Source organism: Bradyrhizobium hereditatis (assembly GCF_020329435.1).
GTDB lineage: Bacteria > Pseudomonadota > Alphaproteobacteria > Rhizobiales > Xanthobacteraceae > Bradyrhizobium > Bradyrhizobium hereditatis.
This window is the reverse complement of the sequence record NZ_JAGKJK010000010.1, coordinates 197,287-210,461: the sequence shown is the minus strand read 5'-3', so window position 1 is coordinate 210,461 and position 13,175 is coordinate 197,287. Positions and strand designations below refer to the sequence as shown.

General features: G+C 61.1%; 14 protein-coding genes. 9 read left to right on the top strand and 5 right to left on the bottom strand.

The window, feature by feature from the left end:
• Positions 1-30: 30 nt before the first annotated feature.
• Together neuC and J6524_RS23685 are read right to left on the bottom strand one after the other, a co-directional pair.
• Positions 31-1,224 carry a UDP-N-acetylglucosamine 2-epimerase gene (gene neuC / locus J6524_RS23690; RefSeq protein WP_225674985.1) on the bottom strand — a complete coding sequence of 398 codons (1,194 nt, stop codon included), beginning with the start codon at positions 1,222-1,224 and terminating at the stop codon, positions 31-33.
• Entirely contained in the window at positions 1,221-1,967 is a 747-nt protein-coding gene (locus J6524_RS23685; RefSeq protein ID WP_225674983.1) for an acylneuraminate cytidylyltransferase family protein, read from the bottom strand. Before J6524_RS23685 ends, neuC begins: the two co-directional genes overlap by 4 nt.
• Positions 1,968-2,157: 190 nt before the next feature.
• Between J6524_RS23685 and neuB the strand changes: the two genes are divergently transcribed.
• Genes neuB through J6524_RS23645 form a run of 8 tightly spaced genes read left to right on the top strand, consistent with a single transcriptional unit; the run spans position 2,158 to position 9,093 of the window.
• The gene (gene neuB, locus J6524_RS23680; RefSeq protein WP_225674981.1) at positions 2,158-3,240 is read left to right on the top strand and encodes an N-acetylneuraminate synthase; all 1,083 of its coding nucleotides are present in this window, start codon (positions 2,158-2,160) and stop codon (positions 3,238-3,240) included.
• Positions 3,237-3,875 carry an acetyltransferase gene (locus J6524_RS23675; RefSeq protein ID WP_225674979.1) on the top strand — a complete coding sequence of 213 codons (639 nt, stop codon included), beginning with the start codon at positions 3,237-3,239 and terminating at the stop codon, positions 3,873-3,875. Before neuB ends, J6524_RS23675 begins: the two co-directional genes overlap by 4 nt.
• Entirely contained in the window at positions 3,875-4,915 is a 1,041-nt protein-coding gene (locus J6524_RS23670) for a nucleotidyltransferase family protein (RefSeq protein WP_225674977.1), read from the top strand. Before J6524_RS23675 ends, J6524_RS23670 begins: the two co-directional genes overlap by 1 nt.
• Positions 4,912-5,724 (top strand): SDR family oxidoreductase, encoded by an 813-nt coding sequence (locus J6524_RS23665; protein WP_225674975.1) that lies wholly within the window; start codon positions 4,912-4,914, stop codon positions 5,722-5,724. The genes J6524_RS23670 and J6524_RS23665 overlap by 4 nt, the downstream gene beginning before the upstream one ends.
• 37 nt (positions 5,725-5,761) lie before the next feature.
• Entirely contained in the window at positions 5,762-6,943 is a 1,182-nt protein-coding gene (locus tag J6524_RS23660; protein ID WP_225674973.1) for an N-acetyl sugar amidotransferase, read from the top strand.
• A 51-nt stretch (positions 6,944-6,994) separates the two neighbouring features.
• A complete protein-coding gene (hisH, locus tag J6524_RS23655; RefSeq protein WP_225674971.1) occupies positions 6,995-7,633 on the top strand; it encodes an imidazole glycerol phosphate synthase subunit HisH in 639 nt (212 codons plus the stop codon).
• A gap of 13 nt (positions 7,634-7,646) precedes the next feature.
• Complete coding sequence (locus J6524_RS23650; protein ID WP_225674969.1) at positions 7,647-8,423, top strand: imidazole glycerol phosphate synthase cyclase subunit; 777 nt, start codon at positions 7,647-7,649, stop codon at positions 8,421-8,423.
• Positions 8,424-8,427: 4 nt separating this feature from the next.
• Positions 8,428-9,093 carry an LbetaH domain-containing protein gene (locus tag J6524_RS23645; protein ID WP_225674967.1) on the top strand — a complete coding sequence of 222 codons (666 nt, stop codon included), beginning with the start codon at positions 8,428-8,430 and terminating at the stop codon, positions 9,091-9,093.
• On the opposite strand, the gene J6524_RS23640 is transcribed toward J6524_RS23645, so the two are convergent.
• Both J6524_RS23640 and J6524_RS23635 read right to left on the bottom strand, forming a co-directional pair.
• Positions 9,094-10,407, bottom strand: a complete 1,314-nt coding sequence (locus J6524_RS23640; RefSeq protein WP_225674965.1) for an aminotransferase class III-fold pyridoxal phosphate-dependent enzyme — start codon at positions 10,405-10,407, stop codon at positions 9,094-9,096. It abuts the gene before it with no gap.
• Between the two features lie 90 nt (positions 10,408-10,497).
• Positions 10,498-11,718: a glycosyltransferase family 4 protein gene (locus J6524_RS23635; protein ID WP_225674963.1), complete on the bottom strand. Its 1,221-nt coding sequence runs from the start codon at positions 11,716-11,718 to the stop codon at positions 10,498-10,500.
• Positions 11,719-11,786: 68 nt separating this feature from the next.
• Here J6524_RS23635 and J6524_RS23630 point away from each other — a divergent pair, with 68 nt between their 5' ends.
• Positions 11,787-12,407, top strand: a complete 621-nt coding sequence (locus J6524_RS23630; RefSeq protein WP_225674961.1) for a hypothetical protein — start codon at positions 11,787-11,789, stop codon at positions 12,405-12,407.
• A 141-nt stretch (positions 12,408-12,548) separates the two neighbouring features.
• Here J6524_RS23630 and J6524_RS23625 read toward each other — a convergent pair whose 3' ends face one another.
• Complete coding sequence (locus J6524_RS23625; protein ID WP_225674959.1) at positions 12,549-13,049, bottom strand: D-glycero-alpha-D-manno-heptose-1,7-bisphosphate 7-phosphatase; 501 nt, start codon at positions 13,047-13,049, stop codon at positions 12,549-12,551.
• Positions 13,050-13,175 lie beyond the last annotated feature (126 nt).

Below are 13,175 nucleotides of genomic sequence, written 5' to 3'. Positions count from 1 at the left end.
CGCATTGCACAGGCAACAATGGCCGGCGGGTTATCCGCCCATCTTGAAGTGTTCGGGCGCAACAGCTAAATCATGGAAATGCTTCGGGAAAGCGGCACCCAGGTCAATCTTTCGAAGGGTTCCAGCGATCCTCTCCGATGCACCTCCGCTGCCATAGGGCGGCGCAGTAGTCGGATCAGGCCGGAATCGGCCTTCGAAGATGCATTTCAGACTTGCGAGAATGGCGGCCGAATCGGCGGGACAATCGATCACCGAGGCGGCGCGCAGCCGGCCCTGCTGGCGCTCGCCGATATTGATCGAGGGAACGCCGACGGCCGGAGCCTCCAGAATGCCGCTGGAGGAGTTGCCGACCACGGCATCGGCCAGTCGCAGCGCGGCCCAGTAACGCTCGCTGCCGAGGGAGGCGAAGTGAAAAGCGTGGTCCGTCCGCGTCCCGACGAAAGCCTTGATAGCGTCGTCGATCGCACGATAGCCGGGATCGGCGTTAACTCCGGTGAAGATGATGCTGCGGTCCTTGACCTCCGCGAGCGCGCCGAGCAGCGCGGCGACATTAGCGGCGTCCGCATCGGGCTGCGCTGTGGTCGGATGCAGCGTGACCAGCAGGAAGCGTTCCGGACCGCTGATGCCAAGGCTTGTGAACAGCTCGGTCCGGCTGAGCGCAGGTGCCGTGTCGGCGAGATCAAGGCCCGGTGCGCCAACATTGAAGACGAAGTCGGGATGTTCGCCCATCTGGATCACGCGCTGCCGGTAGGGCTCGGCCGCAACGAAATGCAGGCAGGCCATCTTCGTAATGGCGTGGCGGATCGCATCGTCGAAGGCGCCGGCCGTGATCTCGCCGCCATGGATATGCGCGATCGGAATATTCAACAGCGTCGCCGCAACCGCGGCTGCCAGCACTTCGTAGCGGTCGCCGAGCACGACCAGCACATCTGGCGCAAGGCCGGGAAGTACATCGGCAAATCCGGACACACCGACCCCGGTACCGCGCGCCACCGTCTCGGCACGATCGTCGTTCAACTGGAGATCGACCCTCGCCGCGATCGAAAAGCCGTCAGCCTCGATGGCTCGCCAGGTCTCGCCGAAACGCGGTACCAGATGCATGCCGCAGGCGATGATGCTGAGATCGACGTCATCCATCGCCTTAAGCCGGGTCAGGATTCCCCGCAGCAACCCGTAGTCGGCCCGCGAGCCGGTGACGACGGCGATCCGGCGGCTTGCGGTCATGCCGATTTCCGCCATGGTGACGCGTCAAGCATGCCGTGCTCGATGACGTAGGATGCATAGGCGAGATCGGCGGCACTCTCGATTTCGATCGAATGCAGGCGGTCCATCATGATGCCGTAGCTTGCGGAAGGATCAGCATAGATCTTTCGGTGCTTGCGCATCGCCTGCCAGCCGACGAGGTAGAGCGCTCCGTTCATGGTGACTTCGGGCGCTTGGTCCTGCCGACGCTGCGCCGTTGTCTTCAACATCTTCTCGACAATGCCGCCGATCGAGCCGTCCGCGCCCAGCGTTCCGACGAAGATCGAGGCCACTTCGGTCTCGCGCATGCCGACCACCAGGCTCGCGTTGCGCCTTGCCAACAGTTCGACCGCCTCGTCGAAATGCTCCGGCCGGGCGAAGGGCGAGGAAGGTTCCAAGAGCATGATAGCGTCGTAGCGCCGTCCTTCATGCGCCTCGATCCAGTCCATGGCGTGAAGCACGACGTCGTCGGAGGAAGCGGTATCAGTCGCAAGCTCGGCCGGGCGTTCGAACAGCACCTCGGCGCCATGGCGCTTTGCCTCGGTCCGAATCTCCGCGCTGTCGCTCGAAACGATCAGGCGCGAGCAGTAACGCGATTGCCGGGCCGCCTTTGCCTTGTAGCCGATCAGGCTGAGACCTCCGACTTCACGGAGGTTCTTGCCGGGCAATCCCTTGGATCCACCGCGACCCACCAGCAGGAACAATATCTCCGGCGAATTGATCATTTTGCTCTCGACAATCCCGCTGTCAGTATCGAACAAGAACCGGCGCGCGATTCGTTCGCCGGCCCCGGGGGGGCCTGGAGGGAACGCCGCAGGCCGCCCGCTTGCGTTGCTTTTACCAGTGTACTCGACTAAGACAACCGCTTGATTGGCGAGCGATTTCCGATCGCCGCCGCCCCCAGCGACGAAACCTATGCATCGCCGAACCCTGATCATTGCTGAGGCCGGTGTTAACCACAACGGCGATCGCACGCGCGCGCTCGATCTGGTGGAGGCCGCGGCGCGGGCAGGCGCCGACGTCATCAAGTTTCAGTCGTTTCGTGCCGACAAGCTTGCGACCGCAGAGGCTGCTAAAGCCGCCTATCAGCAGGTCAATACCGGTAACGCGCAATCGCAGCTTGAAATGCTGCGCGCGCTCGAGCTCAGCGAAGACGACGAAGAGCGCATTGCCACAGCCTGCGTGGCCGCCGGTATCACCTATATGTCCACGCCATTTGATGCCGAGAGCGCCACGCATCTGGTCCGCCGGATCGGCGTCTCGACGCTGAAGGTCGGGTCGGGCGATCTCACCAATGCGCCGCTGCTGTTGCATCTGGCGCGCTTTCGACTGCCGATTATCCTGTCAACCGGCATGGCGACGCTGGCGGAAGTAGAGCAGGCCCTCGGTATCATCGCTTTCGGCTATCTCCGCGACGCGCATGCGCGGCCCTCGACGGCCGATATCGCAAGCCTGCTGCTCGATCGCGAGGCATGGACCGAGCTATGCACCAAGGTCACGCTGCTGCATTGCACGACTGAGTATCCGGCCGATCCGCAGACGATCAATCTGCGCGCGATGGCAACGCTGCACCGTGCGTTTGGGCTCCCGGTCGGCTTTTCTGATCACAGCCGCGGCATTCATCTTGCTGTAGCTGCGGTCGCGCTCGGCGCGACCGTGATCGAAAAACACCTGACGCTGGATCGCAATCTGCCGGGACCTGACCACCGTGCCTCGATCGAACCCGGCGAAATGGCTGCGATGGTGGCTTCGATCCGCGACGTCGAAGCCGCGCTCGGGGATGGCCGGAAGGTGCCTGCGCGAGAAGAGATTCCCAATCGCGCTGTGGCAAGACGCAGCCTTGTCGCGATCCGCTCCATCCGTGCCGGCGAGCGTTTCACGGAGGATAATCTCGGCGTCAAGCGCCCCGGCGGCGGCATTCCGCCGATCGAATATTGGAACTATCTCGGCAAGGCAGCGCAGCGCGACTATGCGGCCAATGAGGCGCTGGAGCCATGAGTCTGATCGTGCTCTGCGCTGGTGGTCATGCCCGCGTTGTCATCGAAGCATTGCGAAGCCGCGGCATACGTCCAGCCGCAGTAATGGATCGCGACACCGCGCTCCTGGGTAAGCTGGTTGGCGGTGTTCCGATCACGGGATCCGACGAAGACGCCTTGAAGATGGGTGTAGATACGGTCGAACTGGTGAACGGGCTGGGCAATCGTGCCTCACGCAACGATTCGGGCTTGTCCGAGCGTCGTGCGCTTTTTGGCCGCTTTGCCGATCTGGGTTACAGCTTTCCGGTCGTATCGCATGTCTCCGCGGTGATTGCCTCCGATGCGACGCTCGGCGATGGCGCCCAGGTGATGGCGGGTGCCGTCATCCAACCGGCAGCGCGGATCGGACGAAATGTTCTAGTGAATACGCGCGCGGTGGTGGAGCACGACTGCATTGTGGGCGACCACGCGCACATTGCCCCGGGGGCGGTTCTCTGTGGCGGCGTGTCGATTGGCGACTGCGCCCATGTCGGCGCGGGCGCCGTGGTTCTGGTGGGCGTCAGCGTGGGAGCGGGAGCTGTCGTTGCCGCGGGCGCGGTGGTCGCAAAGAGCGTCGCGCCCGGCGCCTTCGCCGGCGGCGACCGGATTGGTGCGTGATGAAAGAAGTATTCGTTGTCAATGAAGATACGCCCCTGATCGAGACGCTGCGGCGGATCGATCAGGGACATTTGCAGCTGGCGGTGGTCGAACGCGATGGCAAGATCATCGGTACCGTCACCGACGGCGACGTGCGGCGCGCGCTGCTTGGCGGCATCGGCTTAGATGCCTCCGTCGACCTCGTGATGAACCGCACACCGATCACGGCGCCGGTCGGCATTTCCAACCCCGCCGCGCTCAGCCTGATGCGCAAGCATTCGATCCACCAGCTTCCGATCGTTGATGCGGAAGGAAGAGTGGTCGAGGTCAAGCTCATCGATGATCTCGCGCTCGCCCAGCAACCCGATCATTGGGTGGTCCTGATGGCGGGCGGCCTGGGCTCGCGCCTGAAGCCGATCACCGACGACGTCCCGAAGCCGCTGATCCGCGTCGGCGACAAGCCGATCCTGGAAACCGTCCTTGCCGGCTTCGTCAAGGCGGGGTTCGGCAAGTTCTTCATTTCGGTCAACTACAAGGCGGAGATGATTCAGGAATATTTTGGCGACGGTTCGAACTGGGGCGTCGAGATCAGCTATCTCCATGAGAATGCGCGCCTCGGCACTGCGGGCGCATTGTCGCTGTTGCCTGAGCGCCCGACAGAGCCTTTCTTCGTCATGAACGGCGATCTGCTCACCACGGTCAATTTCGAGCAGATGCTGAAATATCACCGCGAGCATCAAGCGCACTCCACCGTCTGCGTGCGTGAGCATTCGGTGACTGTGCCATTTGGCGTGATCGATTTTAACGATCACCGTCTGATCGGTATCCGCGAAAAGCCGACGCAGAAGTTCTTCGTCAATGCCGGCGTCTATCTGCTCGATCCGGACGTGCTCGATCATCTCGATGGTAACGAGGCTGTGGACATGCCGACGCTGATCGAGCGGACAATCGCCGCCGGCAAACCCTCCGTGGTGTTCCCGCTGCGGGAATACTGGATCGACGTCGGGCGGCTCGACGACCTGCAGCGCGCCTCCGACGAATTTCAGAGGATCTTTGGATGAGCACCGAACGTTCGCTCCGCGAGATGATGTCACTCGACGGGCGCGTTGCTGTCATCACGGGGGGCGCCGGTCATATCGGCCGTGCGATTGCCGCTGGCCTCGCCGAGCTCGGCGCAACGATCGCATTGGTCGACATTGCGGCATCTGCCGGCAAAGAGGCTGCGGCGGAACTCGCGAAGAACTGGCCGGTCAAGGCTGAAATGTTCGATTGCGATTTCGAGCAGGGAGAGGCGGTGAAGGATTTACCGCGACGTATACGCGAGGCATTCGGCGGCATCGACATCATGGTCAATTGCGCAGCCTTCGTCGGCACCAGCGGGCTTGAGGGCTGGGCCGTGCCGTTCGAACGGCAATCGGATGCGACTTGGCGGCGGGCGCTTGAGGTCAACCTGACCGCGCCGTTCGTCCTTATCCAGGCGGCAGCCGAGGATTTGGCCCGATCCGGCCACGGCAGCGTGATCAACATTTCCTCGATCTACGGGCTCGCCGGGCCGGACTGGCGGCTCTACGAGGGAACTGCGCTGGGGAACCCCGCCGCCTACGCTGCGAGCAAAGGCGGCCTGATCCAGATGACGCGCTGGCTCGCCACCACCCTGGCTCCCAAGGTCCGGGTCAATGCGGTGGCGCCCGGAGGCGTCTTCAGGGCCACACCGGAGCCGTTTTTCAGCCGCTACGTGGCCCGCACGCCGCTTGCGCGCATGGCACGGGAGGACGATATGAAGGGCGCTGTGGCCTATCTGGCGAGCGACCTGTCGGCCTATGTGACAGGCCAGTGCATTGCTGTCGACGGGGGCTGGACGGCGTGGTAAGCCGGCCGCAGATCATGCAATTGCGAGAATCTTCGAAATGTTGAGCTGTAGCAAATGCTTGTTGCCGGAAACGGCGGAGGCGACATCGTTCGACGAATCCGGCTCCTGCAGCGTTTGCCGTCAAATCGAGGTCCGCGACACCCAGATCGATTGGGACGACCGTTACAAGCAACTCCAGGAGTTGGTCGGCCAATATCGTGACAAGGGCCTTTACGACTGCATCGTTCCCTATTCGGGCGGCAAGGACAGCGTGTTCCAGCTTTGGTACGTGGTTCGCAAGCTCGGCCTGAAACCCCTGGTAGTGCGCTTCGACCACTGGTTCTACCGGCCGCTGGTCGAAGAGAACAACACCAGCGTCTTCAAGCAGCTCGGCGTGGACGTCCTGAACTTTACGCCGAACTGGCACGTAGTCCGCGAATTGATGCTGGAATCGTTGAAGCGCCGCGGCGACTTCTGCTGGCACTGCCACACCGGCATCTATGCCCATACCATGCAGATCGCGATTCGCTACGAGACCCCGCTTCTGATCTGGGGCGAGAGTCTGGCTGAATATCAGTCGTTCTATTCCTACGACGAGATGGAAGAGGTCGATGAGAAGCGCTTCAACCGTGCCATGAACCTCGGCATCACCGCCGATGACATGTACGAGTTCTTGGGCGGCCGCGTCGCCAAGCGCGACCTCTATCCGTTCGTTTATCCGCCGCGCAAGGAACTGATGCGGATCAAGTGCCGCTCGGTCTGCCTCGGCAGCTATATCAAATGGGACACCAAGAAGCACGTCGACATCATCAAGAGCGAGCTCGGCTGGAAGGGCCAGGAAGTCGAGGGCATTCCGCCGGAATACGACTACGAGAAGATCGAGTGCTTCTTCCAGGGCGTGCGCGACTACCTGAAATATATCAAGCGCGGAATGGGGCGGACGAACCACCTTGCCAATATCGATATCCGCAACAAGCGCTTGACCCGCGAGCAGGGCGAGGCCTTGGTGCGCGAATATGACGGCAAGCGGCCGCCGAGCCTCGATCTATTCCTGGATTATCTGCAACTATCCGAGGAGCAGTTCCTGGGCATTGCGATCAAGCATGAAGTCAGTCCGTGGCAATTCTCGCCGAATCAGGTCGAGCCCGGCCGTCGGATGCCGGATATGGACAAGTGGGACCGCACGCAGGTGCCGTGGCCGAACCATCCGGGCGTCGAGATCGGTGGTGGTAAGGGTTAGTCGAGGAGCTGAATGGCAGGCGCTGCCCGGGCGCCTGAGGGGAGCGGGGCGATGTCAGACGTAGCAATCGTCGATTACGGCATCAACAATGTTCGGTCGGTGCGCAACGCCGTCGAATATTGCGGCTTCAACCCGATCGTGACCCATGAGGCGGATGCGATTGCGGACGCTTCCCATGTCATCCTTCCGGGCGTTGGCGCATTCGGCGATGCCATGCTCAATATCCGCGCTCGCGGCATCGACGAACTTCTGGAGCGCCATGTGCGCGAGAAGGGAAAGCCGTTCCTTGCGGTGTGCCTCGGGATGCAACTCCTCGCCAATACTTCGGAGGAACATGCCGATGACGGCGTGCGGCATCGCGGGCTCGGCTGGTTCGACGCCGACGTCGTGCGATTGATGCCGAACGATCCCGCGCTCAAGATCCCGCACATGGGCTGGAACATGGTTGCGAAAGAACGCGATCATCCGATCCTCGCCAACATCCGCGAGGGCAATCTGGCGTTCTATTTCGTGCACAGCTTCGCCATGCGTTGCGACAAGCCGAGTGATGTGGTCGGCTACGCCCAATACGGCCAGCGGGTGACCGCGATCATCGCCAAGGACAATATTGCCGCCACCCAGTTCCATCCCGAGAAGAGTCAGGACAGCGGAATTGAGCTGATGAGCAATTTCCTGCGCTGGAAGCCTTGAGCGCTGCCCGCCGATGTTGAAGAAGCGCCTGATCCCAAAATTCCTGCTGCGTGACGGCAGGCTCGTCAAATATACCCGCTTCTTCGACAACGAGCGCGCCGCCGGCAATCCGGTGACGACGGCAAAGGTCTACAACGACTACGGTGTCGACGAACTGATCGTGCTCGACATCGTGCCGAGCGCGGCCTCGCGCAGCCGCGTCGTCGAGATCATCGAACGAATGTCGGAAGAGATCTTCATGCCGTTTACGGTCGGCGGCGGGGTCAAGACGCTCGACGATGTCAACATGCTGCTGCGCGCCGGCGCCGACAAGGTCTCGGTGAACTCAGAAGCGGTGCGCCGCCCGGAATTCCTGCGCGAGGCAGCGCGCACTTTCGGCGACCAGTGCATGACGGTGTCGATCGACTACAAGAGGATCAGCCCAAGTCACGCCACCGTGTTCATCGACGGCGGCCGCGAGCATGTCGCGCTCGATCCGATCGAGTGGGCGAGGCGGTGCGAGGATATGCATTGTGGAGAAGTGCTGCTCGGCTCCATCGACCGTGACGGCACCATGAGCGGTTACGATCTCGACATGATTCACAAGGCCGCCAATATCCTGAGCGTGCCCTTGATCGTCTCCGGGGGCTGCGGTTCGCTCCAGCATGCGATCGATGCGCTGGAAGCCGGCGCGTCGGCCGTGGCGATCTCCTCGATGTTCCTGTTCACCGATCACAGCCCGATCAAGCTGCGCAGCCATCTCTTCTCGCGCGGCCTCGAGGTGCGGGCGAGCTTCTCCAGCAGGAACTAGCACCGTGCAGCTCTCGCTTGCTAGCCGCGATCTCGCCCGCTATGTGCAAAAGCAGTTCGAAAACCTGTTTCCGGATGGTTCCGATCTCAGCGACCTGCCGAAGTTCGTCGATATCGCGCTTGGCCGGATCGAGCATTGCTTCTCGCGCGTCCGGCTGAAAGGCTTCTTCGCCAATGGCGAGGCGCGGTTTTCGCACTGGCACTCCGACCAATACGCGATCTTTCTCTACTACCTCGCGAACAGTGCGTTCCGCGAGCGGCCGGGCCATCCCGTCGCCGACAAGGCCTATGCGCTCAACAAGGCGCTGCATGCGCTGGATGCGTTCTATGAGGTCGAACTGCCCGACGTGTTCGCGGTCCAGCATCCGGTCGGCACCGTGCTTGGCCGCGCACGATATTCAGACTATTTCATCTGCTATCACAACTGCACGGTCGGCGCGAACCTCGAGAACGACTATCCCTCGTTCGGCCGCGGCATCGTGATGTATGGCGGCAGCCGCGTGATCGGAAAGACCGTCGTCGGCGGCAATACCTTCGTATCGACAGGGGCGATCATCATCGATGGCGGGACGCTTGCGGATGACAGCGTGTTGCACGGCATCTATCCGAAGGCCGCGCGCTCGCCGACGTCGCGCAACGTGAGACGCGATATTTTCGGCGTGGACCCCTGATCAGGTCAGTCGTTTGAATCCGGAATGGGCCACCGGGCCGCGCAACAATTGCCTGACGGCCTTCTGGTCGATCGCGGTCCGCAACGCGCGGAACACCTCGGTCACGGCTTCCAGGTAGCGGTCGACATGGGCGTCGGTATGCGTCCACATCGCATAGAACGAGCCGGTGGCGAGAATGCCACGGTCGAGCATCATCTGCGTGAACAGCGTGCGCACCTCCTGCGCATCGGGCAGATCGAAGGCGAAATGCCCGAGCGGGGCGATGCCGGAGACGTGCAGCGGCATGCCGGTCGCCTGTGACGCCTCGGTCCAGCCGTTCTGGATGCGGGTGCCGATCCGCATCAAATGTCTGGCGACGTTCTGCTCGCGATGCTTGCGCAACGTCGCAAGGGCAGCGACCGGACCGACGCGTTCGGTCCACGCGGTCGAACTGACGAAGGTTTCCTGCGCGGCATCCATCACCGACGCGCGACCGACAATCGCCGCCATCGGAAAGCCGTTGGCGATTGCCTTCGCGAACACCGCAATGTCAGGGTCGACGCCATAGGCGAGATGCGCCCCGCCGGAATTGATGCGCAATCCCGAAGTCACCTCGTCAAAAATCAGCGCAGCGCCGCAACGGTCGGCGAGTGCGCGGACGCCCTTGATGAAGGCGGGCTCAGGCTCGCTGGAGCGTACCGGCTCCATCACGATCGCGGCGAGCCGCTCGCCATTCGCGGCAACGATCGCCTCGATCTCGTCGAGCCTGTTGAAGTGGAAGGGATGCATCAGGCCGGCGAGGCCGCGCGGCACACCCTTGGTGTCGAGGCCCGGAAGCAGGTGGCCGTCGAGGGTGGTGGTCTCGCCGAGATTCGCGCTGAGATACCAGTCGTGCCAGCCATGATAGCCGCAAAATGCCACCATGTCGCGACCGGTCGCCGCGCGCGCGATGCGAATCGCGATCGCCATTGCTTCGCCACCGGCACGGCCGAAACGGACCATGTCCGCCCAGGGATGCAACTCAATCAGAAGCTCCGCGAGTTCAATATCCTCGGCGCAGTTCAGTGTAGACATCGAGCCCGCTTCAACGGCGGTCTTGACCGCGGCGTTCACATCGGGATCGGCGAAGCCCAGGATGGTGGCGCCGATGCCGCAATAGCTCATGTCGAGATAAGTCTTGCCTTCGAGGTCGACGACCTCGGCGCCCTTGGCCGATTTGTAGTAGGTCGGCCACTGCTCGGGCAGGAACATTTCCGGACGCTTTGACAGCAGCTGCGTGCCGCCGGGCATAACCGCGCGCGCGCGCCGATAAAGTTGCTGACTTGTTCCTGACATTCAAATCTCCCGCCCAGCTGTCTGGGGATACCTTATAGCCCTCCGCCCGACAAGGTGTCAGGGTTCTGGGCAGGGCGCCGTCAGATGGATTTAGGAGTGCACGCCGCCTCGCTCCTTCAAGGCGTTAACGAGAGCGCGGTAACGCATAAGCGCGGCTTCCTCACCGTATTTTTCAGCCACGACAGCTGCACGACGTCCTTTCTGTTCTGTCGCTGAACGATCTCTCGCTGCTTCTCTGATGGTATGCGCAAGTTGCGGCGGCTCCTCTGGCGGTACCACCCAGCCTATCGCTTCCTCGCTAAGTTCGATCGCCGCCTCCGAATGCGCTTCGGCGGCAACGATGACCGGCCGACCGACCGCAAGCAGATTATAAAGGCGGCTCGGGATTGATACGCCAGCGATGTTCCGCCGATAGGGGATCACCCATACATCTGCGGCAGACAAGAACTCGACAAGCTCCTCCTGCGGCACAGGGGGAAGTATGGTGACGTTGTCGAGCATTTCGCGGGTTGCCAGATCGTTCAGCTCTTTCCAGCCCACGCCCCATCCGGAAAGGAGGAAGTGAATGTCCCTTTCCAACTTCAGCAGTTTGGCGGCCTCGAAAACCGTCGCTGGCGCGTGAGTGAAACCGAGATTGCCGGACAGCCCGACGACGAACTTTGAATTCAGCTGCGCACGGAATCTGTTCCGAGGGTCGATCTGCCGGTAACCGATAGGGAGCAGAACCCAATTGGGAATGAGCTGGATCTTGTCCGGCGCTACCCCCTTGTAGCGCGCGAGCAGGGGAGGCACGTCCCGGCCGATCACGACGATGCTATCCAGGCACCGAAACAGGAGTCCGTTCGCGAAGCGCAACAGGCGCGCCGCGATGGAAGCGGGCTTGACAAAACCCGCCGCTTCAAGTGCCTCGGGATACAGGTCGTAAATGAGCAACAGCGTTCTGGCACGTCGCAGTTTCGCCGCTAGCACCACGCCGTAGGGGAGAGTGAACGGAGTTGTAACGCAGAAGACGACATCTTTTGATCTGGCTCGCCTCAGTACTGAAAAGAACATGCGAACCGCGAGCGCGCAAACAGCGATGCTTCGCTGGATCAAGGCAGTTTTTTTTGGATTCCAGTTGCCTATTTCGATTACAGTTGGATTACTTGCAGCGCCCGCGCGGCGTGATGCTGAATTGGGCGTGGCGGCAAGTACGGTTACGTTGGTTTCCGCGGCGAGACCTTCTGCGATCTTGCCAAGATAGACGGCCGTTGTGCTCTTATCAGGCGGGTAAAACTGGGTCGCTATGACCAGCTTTGACGAAGTTTCCATAGTGTCAGGAGCTACTTGTTCGAAATGAATGCCTGCTGCGCGCCGTCATCGAGAGCCCCTTGCATCGAATGGCCGTTTTCCTCAAGACAGGTTCGGTACGCGACCTTGAGGCTCTCGTCCAGCGGAGTTCTCCGCTGCAAGCCGAGCCGGTGCGGAGCCCATCAGGTGCCGAACGGCTTTTGCCGGCACAAACCTGGTGCTATAGATGCCGTTCCGTTGCCACTGTTCCTATGATCATCCGATACAAGGTAAGAAAGCTCGCCTGCGCCATCGCTGCATTTGGCTTCTATTTTGCTGCGGCACATTGGCTGCAGGCAACCTACACGCCAAATCCATACTTCGCGTTTGGTCCCGACGTACCGGGTGAGAAGATCCGGCTCGTGCCGCCTTTTGCGCAGTTCGAAGGCTCAAAATTCGCGGTAGCGAAAGAAAGGTACAACTTGTTCGACGAGTTAGCCGATTCCGAGGACAACAATACGCAATCCACTATCGAACTTTATGAGAATAACACACGTCTCGGACCGGCACACAGCAATCATCCTGATATCGCCCATCTGGGCGGCGGCCGATTTTCTCATTGGAGAAAGAACGGCACAACGGTGTACTGGTCTTCAAGCGACAATACCAACCCGATGACCAATGGCAGAGCTTATTGGGTGGTTAGACCTCCTCAATCTGGAAAACATTAGGGGATGCGCCACGTGCGGGTCATGCCATTTATTGACCAGTCCTGACGGCGTCCTCGAAGCTCATCGTTCGTCTGCAAGCGCCAGAAGAATTGACGATTTGGCGCCGCATCCATTTTTAGATCTTGCAACACATGTCAGGACTCATTCCAGGATCGAGCTCACGAACCGCTCGAGGTTTTCGCCCGCAAACAGATATCCCTTTATTCCGGCCGCCTGTGCTGCTTCCAGATCGGTAGGCTTGTCGCCGATGAGAATGCTACGGCCGACATCCACCGGAAAGCGCTCCAACAGATCGATTATCATGCCGGGAGCGGGCTTGCGTCGCGCGCTCATCTGGCGATATCGCGCTATCGACGCCTCGGGATGATAAGGACAATATTCGAACGCATCAATGTGGGCTCCAATTTTGGCCAGGTCGTCGATCATCGCCTGATGAAATGCTTCGACGTGGGTTTCCTCAAAGAGCCCCCTGGCGATGCCCGATTGGTTTGTGACGACGAATACAAAGTAACCAGCATCATTGGCAGCTTTTATTGCCTGGCGTGCGCCATCAATCCATTTCAGCTTGCTGATCTCGAATACGTAACCACTGTCCTCGTTCAGTACTCCATCCCGGTCGAAGAATATTGCTGGTCTCTTCATTTCGTTGCCTTGGAGGCGCGGATTGCTCGCCGGGACTGTCTTGACTCAATTTCCGTATTTGAGCGCTGCGGGCGGGTCTTGCTGCGGGGCAGTGTGACACCATGCTGCCGCCGTGAGCGCAATTCG